The organism is Mesorhizobium amorphae (assembly GCF_014843845.1).
In the GTDB taxonomy this organism is placed as follows: Bacteria; Pseudomonadota; Alphaproteobacteria; order Rhizobiales; family Rhizobiaceae; genus Mesorhizobium; species Mesorhizobium amorphae_A.
Genome location: NZ_JHQS01000039.1, coordinates 38,933 through 54,938, shown reverse-complemented (window position 1 = coordinate 54,938; position 16,006 = coordinate 38,933). Strand labels below are relative to the sequence as shown.

The 16,006-nt window shown below is 62.6% G+C and carries 12 protein-coding genes; 2 read left to right on the top strand and 10 right to left on the bottom strand.

The annotated features are described in order from the left end of the window. From DH08_RS16960 to DH08_RS16935, 6 genes are all read right to left on the bottom strand, one after another. Positions 1-275 (bottom strand): DUF1403 family protein (locus DH08_RS16960; RefSeq protein WP_246800894.1); only part of this gene is annotated, 275 nt, incomplete at its 3' end. A 118-nt stretch (positions 276-393) separates the two neighbouring features. Further along, entirely contained in the window at positions 394-2,367 is a 1,974-nt protein-coding gene (rlxS, locus tag DH08_RS16955; RefSeq protein WP_192180385.1) for a relaxase/mobilization nuclease RlxS, read from the bottom strand. 179 nt (positions 2,368-2,546) lie between these two features. After that, on the bottom strand, positions 2,547-3,230 hold the full coding sequence (locus tag DH08_RS16950) for a lytic transglycosylase domain-containing protein (RefSeq protein ID WP_192180384.1): 684 nt from the start codon (positions 3,228-3,230) through the stop codon (positions 2,547-2,549). After that, positions 3,218-3,766 carry a S26 family signal peptidase gene (locus DH08_RS16945; protein WP_192180383.1) on the bottom strand — a complete coding sequence of 183 codons (549 nt, stop codon included), beginning with the start codon at positions 3,764-3,766 and terminating at the stop codon, positions 3,218-3,220. Before DH08_RS16945 ends, DH08_RS16950 begins: the two co-directional genes overlap by 13 nt. Next, positions 3,763-4,032 carry a helix-turn-helix transcriptional regulator gene (locus DH08_RS16940; RefSeq protein WP_192180382.1) on the bottom strand — a complete coding sequence of 90 codons (270 nt, stop codon included), beginning with the start codon at positions 4,030-4,032 and terminating at the stop codon, positions 3,763-3,765. The genes DH08_RS16945 and DH08_RS16940 overlap by 4 nt, the downstream gene beginning before the upstream one ends. A gap of 176 nt (positions 4,033-4,208) precedes the next feature. Further along, positions 4,209-4,532, bottom strand: coding sequence for a DUF736 domain-containing protein (locus DH08_RS16935; protein WP_192180381.1), 324 nt, complete (start codon positions 4,530-4,532; stop codon positions 4,209-4,211). Between the two features lie 891 nt (positions 4,533-5,423). Here DH08_RS16935 and DH08_RS16930 point away from each other — a divergent pair. Together DH08_RS16930 and DH08_RS16925 are read left to right on the top strand one after the other, a co-directional pair. Then, entirely contained in the window at positions 5,424-6,605 is a 1,182-nt protein-coding gene (locus DH08_RS16930) for a TlpA disulfide reductase family protein (protein WP_192180380.1), read from the top strand. 393 nt (positions 6,606-6,998) lie between these two features. After that, on the top strand, positions 6,999-9,263 hold the full coding sequence (locus DH08_RS16925; RefSeq protein ID WP_192180379.1) for a S8 family peptidase: 2,265 nt from the start codon (positions 6,999-7,001) through the stop codon (positions 9,261-9,263). 310 nt (positions 9,264-9,573) lie between these two features. Here the strand turns inward: DH08_RS16925 and DH08_RS16920 are convergent, their stop codons facing one another. The 4 genes from DH08_RS16920 to DH08_RS16905 form a co-directional block, all read right to left on the bottom strand. Further along, the gene (locus DH08_RS16920) at positions 9,574-11,304 is read right to left on the bottom strand and encodes a ParB/RepB/Spo0J family partition protein (RefSeq protein ID WP_192180378.1); all 1,731 of its coding nucleotides are present in this window, start codon (positions 11,302-11,304) and stop codon (positions 9,574-9,576) included. Positions 11,305-11,381: 77 nt separating this feature from the next. Next, positions 11,382-11,801, bottom strand: a complete 420-nt coding sequence (locus DH08_RS16915; RefSeq protein ID WP_192180377.1) for a DUF2958 domain-containing protein — start codon at positions 11,799-11,801, stop codon at positions 11,382-11,384. Positions 11,802-11,929: 128 nt separating this feature from the next. Then, entirely contained in the window at positions 11,930-12,892 is a 963-nt protein-coding gene (locus tag DH08_RS16910; RefSeq protein WP_192180376.1) for an ArdC family protein, read from the bottom strand. 895 nt (positions 12,893-13,787) lie between these two features. Continuing rightward, positions 13,788-15,695: a putative bifunctional diguanylate cyclase/phosphodiesterase gene (locus DH08_RS16905; protein ID WP_192180375.1), complete on the bottom strand. Its 1,908-nt coding sequence runs from the start codon at positions 15,693-15,695 to the stop codon at positions 13,788-13,790. Between the last annotated feature and the right edge of the window lie 311 nt (positions 15,696-16,006).

The following is a 16,006-nucleotide window of genomic DNA, read 5'->3' as shown; positions in this document are numbered from 1 at the left end:
TGCCGCCAAGCGCCGGCCCAGGCAGGCTGCGCGCTTGCGAGCGTGTCGAGGGCACCCAGGGCGGCGCCGGCTCGGAAGGCGGCATCCGCGTCGCTCGGCCCGCTGCCGGCGGCGCGCGCCCAGGCCGGGACGATTGGCGGCGCGGAGGAACTGGCGGTCGCGGGATCGAGGCGAATCATGCTTTCGAGGGTAAAGCGGCCGTGCGCTTTTCGCCATCGATTTCGGCTCAAAACGCACAGCCTGTCGGCGCACCAAAACGAATGATAATGTTGCATTATCAGTCGTTTAACTCTTCACGACTTATCGTCCCAGCTAAAGCTAGCCGGCTAATAAATCAGTTCTCGACAGGGCGCCCTTCTGCACAGCCCGGATGAAGATTCCCGTGCAGTCATGTCACGAAACACTCGGCCCGCTCCTCTGCCGGCCGATGCTCCATGAAATCCCCTCCCCCCGCATGATGCCAGAGACGTCCTTGCCGATGTGATTATCAAGCACGGACCGCCAGGGGACGAGCGTGAACTCGCGCGACTTCTCGACCACGGCATATTTACCGCTGGTCAGTTCGATCGATCGGCGCAGCGTGCCCTCCACTCGATCTCCTGTTCGAACTTCGGCATAGGACAGACCGAGCTCATCCGATAGTTGGCCGGCAACCCGGTTCAGCTCACGCTGACGCAGGACAGAAAGGAGGTTGGCTCGATAGACGACCCGACCCTGGTCTTCGTGCGCGAACCCTTGAGCAATCAGCCACTGCCGCCGCCGCGCCTGCGCCTGTCGGACCTCACGGCCGAACCCGGAGTTGCGGACGGCCACCGGCGTATCGGAAGTCAGTTCCCGATCGATCCAGGTGGCGCCGTCGAAGCTGACCTGTCGCTCAAGCGGAATTGACGAGAGGTTGTCGACAGCGACAGGCTCGCTCCTGGCCCGCTGGCGCTCATACTCCGCGACCCGCACGAGATGATCCGGCGCGATGATCCAGGTGCCGTCCGGCTGGCGCTCTACGCCACCGGTTGCGCGGCGGATTGCCTCCAGCCGCCGAACGTGCGTCTCGGCGAAGCTTTGGGTGGCGGACGGATCATGCTTGAGATGGATGTCGACGTTGTAATGCCCGTCATGGGCGGCCGCGATCTCGACGATCGTATGGTCAACCTGTCTTGGCTCGAGGTTTCTCGGCGTGACGCGGACTATGCAGCCATCGGGCGTCGGTTCAGTTGCCTCCGCTTTGCCGATGTCGATGTAGTGGCTTTTGCCGTCCAGGCCATCGACGATGAGGTAATGCCGGTCGTTGATTTCATCGGCCAGCCCACGCGTGACAACGCGGCCGATCACACGCTGAGTGTCCCGTTGTTCCGGCTGGCCATGGAGGACATAGTCTGCGGCACTGCGCGCGAGCCCCTTGCCGGTCAGCTCACGATGCATCGTCTTGATGATATCGCCGCGCTGGCCGATGCGGCGTAGCGTGGTTTCGAGCTCGTCATCCAACCGCCAGCGGCCTGAGCCGAATTCCTCGGCCAGACCCATTCGCTGGAGCTTCCGAAGCCGGCCCTGGTGCAGGGTGTGGCGAAAGGGGTCGTGGCCATCCGGCGAAACAAGTCCTTCGATATCGCGCATACGCAGCAGCTGCCGGTCGATGCTGGTGAAGCGTTCCTGCTCGATTTCCTGGCGCAGGCGCTGTTCGATCTCGCGGTCGGTGCGGGGGCCGAGGTCGAGGCTGACCAGCTCGGCCGCCCGTTCGCGGAGTCCACTCGCAATGTACTCCGGCGCGATGACGAGATTGTCGCCGCGGTCGTCCTTGCCGCGCACGATGATGTGGGTGTGGGGATGGCCGGTGTTGAAATGGTCGACGGCAACCCAGTCAAGCTTGGTGCCGAGGTCTTCTTCCATCTGCGCCATCAGGCGCCTCGCGAACGGCTTGAGGTCGTCGTACTCGATGCCGTCTTCGGGCGCGACGATGAAGCGGAACTGATGCCGGTCACCGTCGGCACGATCGATGAAGGCCTTGCCATCGACGTGGTCGCTGTCGGCACCATAGAGCCCGCCAGGCTCGCCTTCGCGGGTGACGCCGTCGCGCTGGAGATAGCGCAGGTGCGCACGCGCCCCGTCAACACCCTTGCCGGCCAGCTTCACAACCCGTGCCTTGACCATCACACGACGCTGACGGAAGGCAGCATATCGGTCGCGTGACTTGAGCAGCGCGGCGGCAGCCCCACCGCGCCCAACCCGGCTTCCCGTGAAGCGGCCGCCGCGCTGGGGCCTGCCCCCGGCCCTGTTGATTGCTGCCCGGACCTGACCGGCGAAGCGTTTTCCTGCCTTCGAGCCCCGCGACCCGATTTTGCCAAGCTTCGGCCTGAACTCGTCGTCTGTCACGCCAGCCTCCCGGATAACCATAGAAAGATCAGTCGCGTATGCGCCCCACCCTCCTGGCGCCGCAGGCAGCCTCCTAGGAAAACGATGTGCAGACAAAGACTTCACCGCCTCTTGGAGGCGGTGCCTTTATCTTGCCTTACGCGCCCTCCCCTCCAGGACACCCCCCGCCCCGCACATTGCTAGCGATCCGGCCTCTTCAGCCGCGCGCCATCCGTCCCGAGCGGCACGAAGAGATCGCCGTTCCTGTCGCGGGCGCGAACACCATCATGAAGGAAGAAGAGCGAGCGTCCGGAGGGAGCGTTTGGCCCCGTTGAAGCGGCCGATTCGCCTTTGAATTCGTTCATGTCATTCGCCGAAACCCCCGTCGCCTTGAGCTGTTTGAGGTAGTCAACGGTCTCCCTTGGCAGCGGGTTGCCACGCTTCAAATGGCTTGCGTAGCCCTCCGGTCCGGCGTTGTAGGCGGCAAACAGACCTGGGAATCCGAAGCGGTCATACATGGCGCGCAGATAGGCGGTCCCGGCCAGAATATTGTCGCGCGGATCGTGCGGATCCGGTCCCAGACCGTATTCGACACGCATATCGTGATAGGTGCCAGGCATCACCTGCATGAGGCCCATCGCGCCGGCGCGTGAAGTGATGGGGCGGCTGTCGAGCAGGGTCTTGCCGCTGCTTTCAGCATTCATGACGGCGTAAATCCAGGCTTTGGGAATGCGGAAGCGTCTGCTTGCTTCCGCTACGAACTCCTGCCATCGTTGAAGTTGCGGATCACGGGAGATGACGGCCGGCTCAGCGCCGGTCGAGGCGGAACAGGCGCATGGCGCAATAGCGATCATGCCGAGCATCAGGAGGGTCACTCGGTCCATAGCGGCACGAGCCTCCCGATGATATTTGCGGCCGGCACCGGCCCGAAATAGCGGCTGTCGAAGGATCGGTCCGCGTCGTCGCCGAGCAGGAAAAGCTCGTCGTCAGCGAGCTTGCGGCACCCGTTCCACCATGGCAGCGTACGGCCTTTGGCGTCGGTTGCGAGCCGGCGGGCGACGATCTCGCCGCCGATGATGATGGCGTCGTTGAAGGCGCATACATGCTCTGCCGGCAGCGCGGCAAGGCGCTTCACCAGTGGCACATTGCGAGGCAGATAGCCGCGTTCGGCGGCGAGACTGGCAACCGATTTTGGTGGCAAGACGAGCACGAGATCGCCGCGAGCCGGTGCTGCAAACCCGATGCGATAAAGGCCGACGGGCGCGCTTGCTGAGGCGTTCCAGACCAGCCAGGGCGATGGCTTGACGAAGTCGGCGAAGCCGATCAGACCCAGGCCAAACGCGGCAATGATGATCGTGTTGCGCGCCCGGATGCGCCGCAGGCGACTGCCGATCAGCCGGATGGAAGGGCGCCGGCTCATGAGCGGCCTTCCTCGACGGCAGCGCTAGGACCGGCCTCGCCATCTTCGGGCGTAGCGTCCTGCGAGCGGCCTTTCGACCAGTCGTCGAGCTCGTCGATGTGGTAGCGGACATAGCGGCCGTGCTTGCGGAATTTCGGGCCACCGCCCTTGAGCCGCATCTTTTCCAGCGTGCGCTGGGAGAGCCCGATATAGAAGGCGGCTTGGGCTGTGTTGAGAAACGGGCTGCCCTTCTTGGCGCGGGCCGCGCGTTCGTTTTCGTCGTCCATCATGGTCCTCGTTTGCTTAAGGAGAAGCGAAGGCGAGGATGGGCGAGCGAGGTCGTCTCGGGGACGGGCGAAGAGTCGGGGGAGAGTTTTCGCCGCCCCTTGGAGTGGCGAGCTTCGCAGTAGAAACCTGGAAAGAGCCCCGCGCCGGTTGCGGCGCGAGGCTCGAGTTCGGCCGTTCAGTCGGCCGGATTCCAGATGATGGCGTAGGTGCCGTCATCGTCCTGGCCGGCGGCGCGGCCGAGATTGGCGTAGAGCTTGCGCTGGCCGAACTCCGGGGCAGCAATCGACAGGCTCACATAGTCCTTGCCGGAGGTCTCGCCGGTACGGATCCAGCCGGCACCCACTTCGACCCCTTGCGTCAGCACCCGGAAGTCGGGATGGTTGTCGGCGCTCTTGGCCTGATTGGGCACGATGTCGATGTCGGCGCGGACGCTGAGCGTCTTGAGCTGGCCCTTGTAGCCGCCGTTTTCTTGGCTAGTGACGTAACCGATCGCGGTCATTTGAAGTCTCCTTTTTGCTGTCGCAAGGGACCATTCCCCTGCGATGGCGGACCGTGATGGGCGCGTCCGGACCGTCCGAACCCGACAGGGCCGCAGCGGCAGCGCAGGACCCGAGCGGGCAGCTTTTTTGAAGCGAAGCGGCGCGAGGAAGCCGCCGCAGGCGGCGGGGAAAAAAGCTGTTGGCGAGGGTTTCGGGCGGGCCGGATCCGCCCATAGGTCAACAAGCCAGCCGCAGGGGAATGGTCTTTGAAGAGAGCACGGAGACGGTCGCCGCGAACGGGTGACGCGACGAGCAGCAGGCAAGGCAGGGCGACGGCTTGCGCGCTCCGACGCATCCCGGATCGGCATAGTTGCCCATGCGCATGGCGCCTCAGCAAGCATGCCATCGTGCTGGAGCGCTGCCGAATGGCGTCGAATTGGCGTCGGGATTCCTCGCGCGATACGCGCTCGAAGACGGTCAAATGTGCAGTCGGCAACGCCCGGAAAGGCCCCAAGCGGCGGGACTCGAAAGAATCGCTGCTCAGCTTGATTGATTCATTCCGCGACGAACAGCGGCTGGACTCTGCCCACTGATCGGCAGTGCGGAACCGCCTCGAAGCGCGGGTGATGCGTGTCCAAAACCTGACAGCGAACACAAAACATGTCGGGTTCAATACAACCGGCCATCTCGAGCACATGGCGGTTTTTCGAAGCCTAATCATGCGCTTATTGCGCGATGAGCGCGCTGGCACGGCCTTTGCAAATTGAGATGCGGCAACACGGACTGAGGGCTGACTGCATGCAGACGCGCGAGACGAGCGATGCTCTCCTTTCCTTGAACCCGTGTGCCCCCGTCTTAAGGGGCAAACAAGCTCGCGCATGAGGTCGCGCAACATAGCTTTGGAGAGCAACATGGTATTGCGGATGGAGTCACCGGCTCCTTCGATCAGAGTGGAGAATTGGCTGCGTGGCGAGCCTCTCACGAACTTCCAGCCCGGCAAAGTCTACATCGTCGAATTTTGGGCAACCTGGTGCGGACCCTGTGTGGCGGCGATGCCCCATCTGGTGCAGCTGCAGGAGCAATACAGGGATAGCGGACTTGAGGTCATCGGCGTCGCGGCTGATGAAAACGCTCCAACGGCCGAAGAGGCCCGAACCAAGTTGGACGCGTGGTTGAGCGAAAAGTGCTCGAATCTGAACTACCGGATCGCGTTCGACCACACCGGCGAAATGAACAAGCTTTGGAGGGAACCCAGCTTTTCTGTCGGGATTCCGGCCTCGTTCGTGGTCGACCGAGACGGCCACATCGCCTTTGTCGGTCATCCGATGCAACTCCATGAGGTTTTGCCGAAAGTGCTTAACGGCAGCTGGCGCGCCAGCGATGAAGCGAAAGCCGCCGATGCGGAGCGGATTGCCAGGCACCAACGCAAAGCGCGCGAACTGACGCTGACCAACCCGATATACGCCAAACTTCGGCCGGCGATGGAGGCCCAGGATTGGACGGCGGCGCTCTCGGCTGTCGAAGAGGGCGTCGCCTTGATGCCCGACAATATCGACTTGCGGGAGACTCAGGCGAATCTACTGCTTCACAAAATGCGCGACATGCAGACCGGCTTGCCGGTTATGCGCCAATTAGTTCGGGACGCGATCCGCAAAAAGTTCGAGGCCGAGCATTGGACGGCTATGGCCCTCGACCAACTCTTCGATCCCGCGACGGACAACTCGCATCTCCCGCCTGCTGAGCGCTTTGCGATGGGCAAGGAGCTCTCCGAACAGATCCTGGCCCTGAATCCCCCGCAAGGCGACGGCCCCAAGTTCTGGTCTTATCCGGCGGTCGCTCGGTACTATCATGAGAGTGGCAATAAAAATCGCGCGATCGAGTTGGTCGAGCTGGCATTGAAGTCACTGGACGATCCTCAGATCTCGGACGGACTGAAACAGCGCCGTCTACCGGATTTGCTGCAGGCGCTGGCCAATTACAAGGGCGAGAAGGTTTGTTACGGCGCTCTCTGTGCGGCTCCGCAAAACAATTTCCCGAAGCTGCCAAAGCGCGCCCGGACGAGGACAAAACATAAAACCGAGGAGAAAACGTAAAGAGGAGTGATGGTCAGAATGATTACTGGCCAATCCATTTCTCCGGCGTGGCCGCTGCACGCAGGGTCCATGCAGCACCTGCCGTTTGCAGCAGGTTAGAGACTCCAACCTTGCGATGAACTTCGGCCGCATCGCGGCCAGCTGAAGTGCGGTGCGGAACTTCGTCCGCGTCGACGGCACGCAGAAGGTGGAGAAGGAGAATTTGACTTGAAGATGCACAAGAGGACTTCTTGAATGCCCTTCCTTGACGTTTGCACCATAAGCTCGGCGCATCGCTGCTCCCTCTCCACCCTTCGCAAGCATCTCAAAACGACAGTTGTATTAACGGCGGCGCTGCTCGCCGCAGCGTCGGCGCGAAGTGAGGCGCGGCAGTATGTTGATGCTGACGGCAGCATGACCTCCGACCTGGAAGCCGCGCGCGCGAGCTGGCGCAATGACGTCGAATTCAACGGCAACGTCGGACTCGGAGTCATCAACGCGGATGCCGCCTATGCCATGGGCTTCACCGGCAAGGATGCGAATATCGGCTTCATCGACCAGCCGGTCTGGGCGGCGCATCCAGAGTTTGCCGGCCGGCTGACCTTTCTCCCCACCTCGGGCACACGCGTCTATACAGACCCTTACATTCCGGTCGAAGCCGGCGATCCGTTTGTCGCCGACGGCCGGCAGTACATCGACGGCTTGGACACTGTTTCGGCGCACGGGACCCATGTGGCGGGCATAGCCGGCGCCAACAGGGACGGGACCGGCACGATGGGCGTGGCGTTCGATGCCGACCTTTTCGCCGCGAACAGCTACGACCCCGGACCCGAGGATGGTCGAGTGAAGGGCAATGACGGCGCCGTTTATGGCGCGGCCTGGCAGGTGATGATCGATGCCGGCGTCGACATCGTCACCGACAGCTGGGGCATCGGCCTATCGGTTTCGTCGTGGTCCTACGTGCAGGCCTATTCGCAGTTCCAGGAGATCGAGGCGATCCGCGGCACGCCCGATGGCGGCGCCTATGACGGCGCCATCAAGGCGGCACGCAGCGGCATCGTCGTCGAATTCTCGGCCGGCAACGACGGCGGGCGGCAGCCGGATGCGATGGCCGGGCTTGCCAGCTTCGTGCCCGACATCGAAAAACACTGGCTGACGACGATGAGCGTCGTCGCGGATACGAAAAACCCGCATTCGAAGAGCAGCTCGTCCAGCATTTGCGGCTACGCGAAGTATTATTGCGTCGCCGCGCCAGGGACCCAGATCAACAGCAGCATTCCAGGAAGCGACATTGTCGGCCTTAAGCGGGGCGACATCGTCCACGAGTACCGTCTGCACACGGCTTACCACAAGTTCGGCGGTACCTCGGTGGCCGGTCCATTCGCCACCGGCGCTTTCGCAGTGATGAAAGAACGCTATCCCTACCTCGCCAATGGCGAGCTCAACGAGATTCTCAAGACGACGGCAACTGACCTCGGCGACGCCGGCGTCGACGACGTTTTCGGCTGGGGGCTCATCGATCTGGAGAAGGCGCTGAAGGGCCCCGCTCAGTTTCTGGGGCGCTTCGAGGCAAAGCTGCCCGGCTTTTATCGCGGCTCCAGCGAGGAGGTCTGGAGCAACGACATTTCGCAGGGCGGCCTGGATCAGCGCAAGGGCGAGGACCAGCAGACGATCGCCGATTGGGAAGCAAGGAAGATCGCCGAACGTTGGCAGAACGGGGTGAGAGAGGAGGCGATCCAGAAAATCAGGAACGACGTCGCGGCAGAAGTGACGCCCCACGCCTTCAGCGAGGCGATCAAGCTGGTGCGGGTTCGCTACGAAGCGGCCGACGCTGTGGCATGCGAAGGCGGCTCCGAAGAGGCCTTCAACGCGGCTGAGAAGGCCATGCATGCAAATCCGATCGCCATCGCCCTATGGAACGCATTCGGTGCCATGGCACCCAACACGAGCATTCCGCAGACGGCGCAATTCGTCGACTTCACCGGTACTCCCGAAGGGAGCCTTGATACGATACGGGCAACGACCGCCGAGGAGCGGGTGGCCGGGGCAACTTCAGAGTTCAATGCCTATGAGGCACTCGTGCACACACTCGCCGCCAAACGCACCGAGCCCAACAACTATTCGGGAGGCCTTACCAAATCCGGCATCGGTACGCTGAGGCTAACCGGCCACAGCACTTATAGGGACGATACATTGATCAACGGCGGCCTACTTGCGGTGGACGGCTCGATCACCTCGAAAGTCGTCGCAAATATGGGCACGTTGGGAGGCATCGGCGCAGTGGGCGGCATTGAAGTAGCCGTCGGCGGCATCGTGTCGCCCGGTAACTCGATCGGCACGCTGACGTCGAACGGCAACGTGATCTTCGACAAGGGCAGTGTACTCCACATCGAGGTTGACGAAGACAACAGCGACCAGCTCGTCGTCGACGGCCCGGTCAGGCTGTCGGGGGGCGTGGTGACGGTCACCCCGCCAGCCGGCGCCGACCCAGAGGCGCTCATGGACCGGACCTATACCATTATCACCTCGACCGGCGGAGTCAGCGGCAAATTCGATGACGTGCAAGGAGATGCCTTCAGCGACACGACGCTGTTATACCTGCCGAACGAAGTTCGCCTCCATGTGACTCGCAATGCCACGGCTTGGTCGACTTCGCCCATACCGGAAACCAAAGGGTGACGGCCGCGTCGAAGCGGGGGCTCGGCAATATATCCATCCAAGCGAACACGTTTCCGCTACGCACCAAACCCCTTCGGGAGAAATTCACGGCACGCTAAAAAAGGGTATTGGCGCAAGACGGCAATTCCTCGGCCAGCGGCTATCGATCGGGTGCATTCCGCCTTCGGCGGCGTTGCGGGACGCTATGCTCGGCGGTGTCGTCAACCGCCATACTGCCGCTGACGGGCTTGCGGCCATGTGCGCTTCTCGGCTGGCGCCCGGGCGCCCAAGGGGCGGCACTTGAGAGAACCGCCGCTCGGGCTTCACAGGCCTATTGCCAGGCGAACAACGCCTGAACTCTGGCCCACTGATCGGCGGTGCGGAAACCGCCGCGGGTCGTGTAGCTTTCGGCCGGGAATTTCATCCAGCGCGGCAGCCAGGCCTCGACTTGTCTGCGACCGTTTTCGCCCGCCAGGAAGTCGCGGATGATCTTCTTTTGCGTCTTTGCCTTCTCGGCGACATTGCTGTCCGCGACATGCTTGCCGCCGACATCGGCGAGCATCGAATTGGCGATTTCCTTGTCGCGCAGCAGGTCGAAGAAGGCGTCATCGGGTTGCCAGTAAGCGCCCATGTCGACGTTCAGATGGTTGCCGAGCGCCTCGATGACGGCGCTGCCGGCCTCTAACGTCTCGGCCATGACGATGGCCAAAGCGCGCATGACGTCATCGTCGGAGAGCGCCAAAAGCCGGGCGAAGACGCTGGCGGTAGCAAAGGCGTCGCCATTGCCGCCGGCGACCCTGCCATCCTCGTCCGGCACGGCGAGCAGGGCCAACATCGCACGCTGCTTTTCGGCGAATGCGGCTTCGGCCTTGCAGCCGGCAAGACTGGCCGTCACCGACTGGCTGGCCGCGCGCTGCGGCTCGCGGCGCACCTGCCACAGGCCGGAACCGGTGATGGCGTGCGCCACCATGAGGCGCAGCGCTACTGCCGGATGGTCGAGCATGGCCGCGCGCACGGCGGCGTGGCGGTGCAGATCGACATAGTTCTGCATCGGGCCGGTGAGTTCCGGACGCGATGGCTTGGCGGGTGTTTCAGCTTCGTCTGGCCCCTCGCCTTTATCGCGGGCGCGCCGGGCTTCCCTGCGCGAGAGCCAGCCCTCGTGATACTCGACCTCGCCGCGATGGGTCACCGCAATGAAGACCTTGCCGCCCTTTTTTTTCGGCGTCTTCTCGTAATCCCATGAGTGGAAATGCTGTCCCGGTTCCAGCACGACCACCTCGCACCAGCCGGCTTCCAGATAGGCGTCGCGTGTGGCGGCAATCGCTTCGTTCTGTTTTTGCCAGAACTGGTCGGCATCAGCGAAATAGCTGTCCTGGCCGAACAGATCGGAGACGGTCAGGCCGGGATAATCCTCGATGGCAAACAGCGCCACCTTGGTGGAGATCGACTGGCCACCGAACAGCCATTGCTTCAACTGAAGCCCAAGCGGCGCGTATTGTTCGGGATTGGCAAACAGCGCCAGCCAGTCCTTCTGCTGCGCCTTGGAGGCCATGGTGAGATAGCGCGCGGTCTCGGCGTCGATCTCGTCCCGCCGATAGGCCTCGCGGATCTTGGGCAAGAGGTCGCCAAGCGCCAGGATGCGTTTGACCATCAGCTCGGTGATGCCAAAGGTCGCGGCGATGTCGGCAACGGTGCGACCCTGGCTGATAAGCCGCGAAAACGTCTCCCATTGCGAGACTTCGTCGGGATCGAGGCGGGCTATGTTTTCGATCAGCGAGGCTTCGAGCGCATCGGCGTCGTCGCCGTCCTCCATGATGGCGCAGGGCAAGGGATCTTCCTCGCCGCGCTCGTCGGCGATCGATTTCGCGGCGAAATAGCGCCGCCTGCCGGCGACGATCTCGAAGCTTTCCGGCTCGCCATTGGCCCGCACCAGAAGTGGCACAAGAACGCCGCGCGCGCGGACGGAGGGCAGAATGTCGGAGATATCAGGCGCGCGTTTTCCGTGGCGCATGTTGGCGGCGGAAATCTTGAGCCTATCAAGCGGAATGTGGGCAAGCTGCATGGTTACTCTCCTTCGCTTTGGTTGGGGTTGTCCCCGCCGCGGAGGCCGCAGGCCGGCGCGGCGGGACGGTTTTGCGCCTACCGGCGCGCTAGTCCCGCCGTGTTTGGCGGAAGCTCGGAATGGGATTTTGAAAGGGCGTCTGCTGCCTGTCGCAGAAGCCGCTCGGCTTCGGTGATGTGGCCGGCGCAGCGCGCGGCCTCGGCATAGACGGAGAGCGCAAAGCTGGCGTGAAAATAGAGGTCGCGCTCGATGCCGAGGCCAAGCCGGCCCTTGACGCTTTCAAGCTCGGCAAGGCTGACGCTGCCGAGTTCGGGAAAGCCGAAACCGAGGTCGCAAAGGCCGAACAGCGTGTCGCCATCGGCATCGAGTTCGGCCAGAAGCCAGGTCGCCGGCCCGGTCGGATCGAACAGTTTCACGACCGGGACATGGTCGGTTTCGGTGTCGGCTGCGCCATTGGCGAGAAGCCGGGCGCGTAGGTGATCGGTGATCAGGATCATGGCAAGAGTTCCTCTTCAGAACGGGTCGAGTTGGTTGCGGGCGGCTTGGTCGAAGCGGCCGATATCGCGCGGCTTCTGCGCCGCGCGGGCGGACGCCGGGAATTTCGGTGTGTGGGGATCGCGCGCGCTCATGCCGCGATCTCCTCTCGGTCCGCGCCTTCGGCCTCGCCGTTACGGCCAAGCAGGAAATCGGTGGCTTTGGAGGCTTGGCTGGCGGCGCGGAAGATGGCGCGGTTGTCCTCGCGCAGAACCTTCAGCCATGAGCCGATATAGTCGGCATGGCGCACGGTCGGTTCGATGCCGAGACTGCTGCAGACGAAGGCGGCAGTGATTTCGGCGACCAGTTCCTCGCGCGCGTAGCTCTTGGAGCCGAAAGAGCCGGAGAGGTCGCGAGCGAGCCGCGTCGGGTGGCCGGTCCAGTGGCCAAGCTCGTGAAAGCAGGTGCGGTAGTAGTCGATCTGCTGGAAGAAAGCGGGCTGCGGCGGCACCTGAATGGAGTCGCTGCTCGGCATGTAGAAAGCGCGATCGCCGCCGATCCTGAAATCCGCGCCGCTTCTGCGGATAAGAGCCTCGGCCTGCGGGACGATCTCGCGCCGAGGCAGCGGCTCGGCGGCGGCATGGAGATGTTCGGGCAGGTTATCGCACTGCGCGACATTGAAGACGGTAAAGCGCTTCAAAAAAGGAACGGCCTGCGGCTCGTCGCCATCGGCCTTGGCGCGCTCTTTTTCGTCTTTGGGAACAAAGCGGTCGGCATGCACGATGGTGGTGCCGCGCTCACCCTTCCTGACATTGCCGCCAAGGCCGAGCGCCTGCCGGAAGGTCAGCCAGCTCTGGCTGGGGTAAGCGCGCTCGATGACGGCGCCCCACAGGATAAGGATATTGATCCCGGAATACCCGCGCCCGGTGGCGGCATTCCTCGGCAGGCCGAGGCCGGCCTTTGCGCTGCCCCATGGCTTGACCCATGGCACGGTGCCGCGCTCCAGTTCGGCAATGATGCGGTCGGTGATCTCCTGATAGAGGCTGGCGCCCGAGCGCCCGCCCTTGCCTGCGCCAGCCTTTCCGCTGGCGGAACGCTTGCTGTTTGCACGCATCGTTTTATCCTCCGCTCACCAATCGCGCCTTTCCCCGGAAGCGGGGTGGGCGGCGAGTCGCGACCGGAAAGGCCTGCCGTCGGAGGCGGACCGCATCCGAAGGACCGGAACGAAGAGAAGGACCCGAAGCGAGAGCGAAGGGTTGCGGGATGCCGCGGCGGGCCTAGAAGGGAGTGCCGCCCACCCCGCGCCACCGGGAAAGGCCAAAAGACAGACCGCGCCGGCCGCCTGGCCGGTGACCGTCAGCAGCCGACAGGCTGCCCGCGCCAGGGGGCGAAGCCGAATGGCCGAGACCGCCTGAGCCTGGCCGAAGAAAAAGCGGGCTCGGTTCACGAGCACCCGGCGCGCGCCCCTCAGGCGCGCGGGCGCCCGCTACGTCCGGAGGCTGGACAGAATCTCGCACGCATCAGGTCAAGCGCCGCAGTTACGTCGAGAAACTCGATCACATCGAGACGCCGCTCTCGGACTATCCCATTTTGGGATATGCTGCGTTGGATCCAGCGCTCAACAGGCGAGGTTCGCAGCAGGCATGGATCGATCAACGGGAACAGATGAGACTCGAAGCTCAACGCTGCGCGAGGAAGTCCCCTGGTCGGAGAACCTCACGAGTTACGACAGGGAGCATTTCACGATTTACCTGCGGATCCTGGACGCCTGCGCCGACAATGCCGGCGAAGAGGAGATGGCCGATCTCATTCTCGGCATCGACCCGGCGCTTGAACCGGTCCGCGCCCGCAAGGCTCTTCGCAGCCATATCGACCGGGCACTGGATGGTTACGACCGGCTAACTGTTCGCCGGCTGACGCGGAGGGCGGAGTGTCACGCTTTTCAAACAAGGAAGTCTCGATACCCTCATGAGCGCGCGGCCGCGAGAGATGGTGGCGGCGGGTGCCGGTCACGACTCCTTCGCGTGCTCTTTTGCTGCCAAATCGAGCGCCTGGCTCAGAGGCATCGCCTTAGAGAACAGAAAGCCCTGAGCGATTCTGCAGCCAAGCTTATGCAGGGTTTGCCGATCCGCCTCCGTCTCGACGCCCTCGGCCATGACCTCGATCCCGAGCGCCCCGCCAAGATCGATCACCGTTTTGACAAGCAGCCGGTCCTCTTGGGACCTGGCTAAGCCGCGAACGAAGCCCTGGTCTATTTTCACCTTGCGTATCCGGCTGTCCTTGAGCGACGCCAAGGTGGAAAAGCCGGTGCCGAAGTCGTCGAGCGCGATGGAAATGCCGGCGTGTGAAAGCCGTGCGAGCTTTTCATCCACTCTGTCCGGGTCCACCGGGGATTCTTCGGTAATCTCGATTTCGAACATCGTTGCAGGCAGACCTTTTGCCGCCAGACCATCCAGAATCATGTCGTCGATATCGCCGGCTTCCAGTTCGCGCGGTGAAACATTCATCGCCACACGGACATCACGGCAGTCAGCCCTCACCAAACCGTCGATAAGAGCGCAACAGTCGGCGAAGACCGTTTGGGTCAGCAGCTGAAGCAGTCCGGTTTGGCGTGCGGCCGTGATGATTTCGGGTGGAGAGATGGAGCCATGAATCGGATGGGACCACCTTAGCAAGGCTTCAAAACCGACCACGGCCTCGGTGTCGAGTGTTACGATGGACTGGAACCAAGGCACCAGGCTTCTCGTCTTTATCGCCGAATGAAGGTCGCGTTCGATGGACTGGCGGCGTTGCAGTTCCCTGTCGAGTTCGGCATCGAACAGGCAAAATTCGTTCCTGCCACGACGCTTGGCCGTGTAAAGGGCGATATCGGCCCGCAACAACATTTCCGTCAGTCCCGGGCTTTCGGCCAAGTATATTCCGATAGATGCCCCGACCCGGACGGACGCGACCTCAGGATAGGGGCGGGTAACTTTGGCTATGATATTGGATGCGAGATTACTGGCAGAAAGCGAACTCCTGAGTGAGGGAAAAAACAGCACGAATTCATCGCCGCCGATGCGGGCGAGCGTTGAGCCTTCCGGTGCTTCCTGCTCTATGCGGCGGGCGATCCTGACAAGCAGTTCATCACCAGTCCTGTGGCCGTAGGTGTCGTTAACGGATTTGAACCCGTCCAGATCAATCAGCATGGCAACGAAGGGCCCGGCTGCATTCTCGAACCGACCGATAGCGTGTTCGAGGCCACGCCTGTTAAGAAGGGCCGTCAGGTGGTCCTGCCTGGAATTGACCTCCATTTCGGCCGCAAGCCGCTCGGCCTCATGCCTGAGGCGGCTCGCATCGCGGAAGCGCGCTTGTCCGACAAACGCGGCTCGAACCAGGCCGCCTAGGAAGAGCAGAACAGTGAAAGCAAGAATATAGCCTTCAAGGTTGCCTTTCGCCAGCAAGCACCCCGCTGTGACGAGGAGCGGGGGTGTGATGAAGTTGGTCGCTGCCGCGGCGTATGAACTGCCATATGTAACCGCACCAGCTGCGATGCCGGCCAGAATAATCAGATGCAGCGGTGCGTGAGCTGTCGTGTATCCAACGGTCAGGACAGCAAGAAAGGACCAGGCAAACCCCGCCAGAAGAGCAAGGAGGCCAAACCAGCGAAGCCGCGGCGAAATCCGCGTTAGATCGCCCTGGCGTCTGGTGTCCTTCAGCTGATAACGGGCGAATGCAAGGCGGCCGACATTTATCGCATTGACGACCAGGAACCAGATCGCGGCGCCAGAGCCGTTGCCTGAAAGGGTCTGCACCGCCAGAATCAGGCCTGACAGAACAGTGCTTATGGGCATCGACACGAAGAGACCGGCCCTCAGGTCAGCAAGCTGATCCTGAAGGATTCCGGCCTCCAGCGTGTCTTCTTTCTTCAGGGCCATGGATGGGTTAGCTTGCTTCCGAGGATTTCGTCGCAGCGCAAGCCTATGCAGGCCCACTGAAGGACGGGTTAACTATTCAGCGGGGTACAGCTTTCTGGAAACGTTCAGCCAAGAAATCACTGCCGAGGCCCGCTAGCCCGTCATAACAGCGTGTCGGGAGACGATTGGCGTAGGATTCGGTCGCTTAGGCCAGCCTTCTACCAACTCTCGCGAGCCAAACTCACCACGAGCGGCTCCATCTCCTCTGGCTATGGTCATCGCTGTAGCGGACCTCGGTGAGGCAGCATTGCGTTTGGCAATCCACCGGCGGT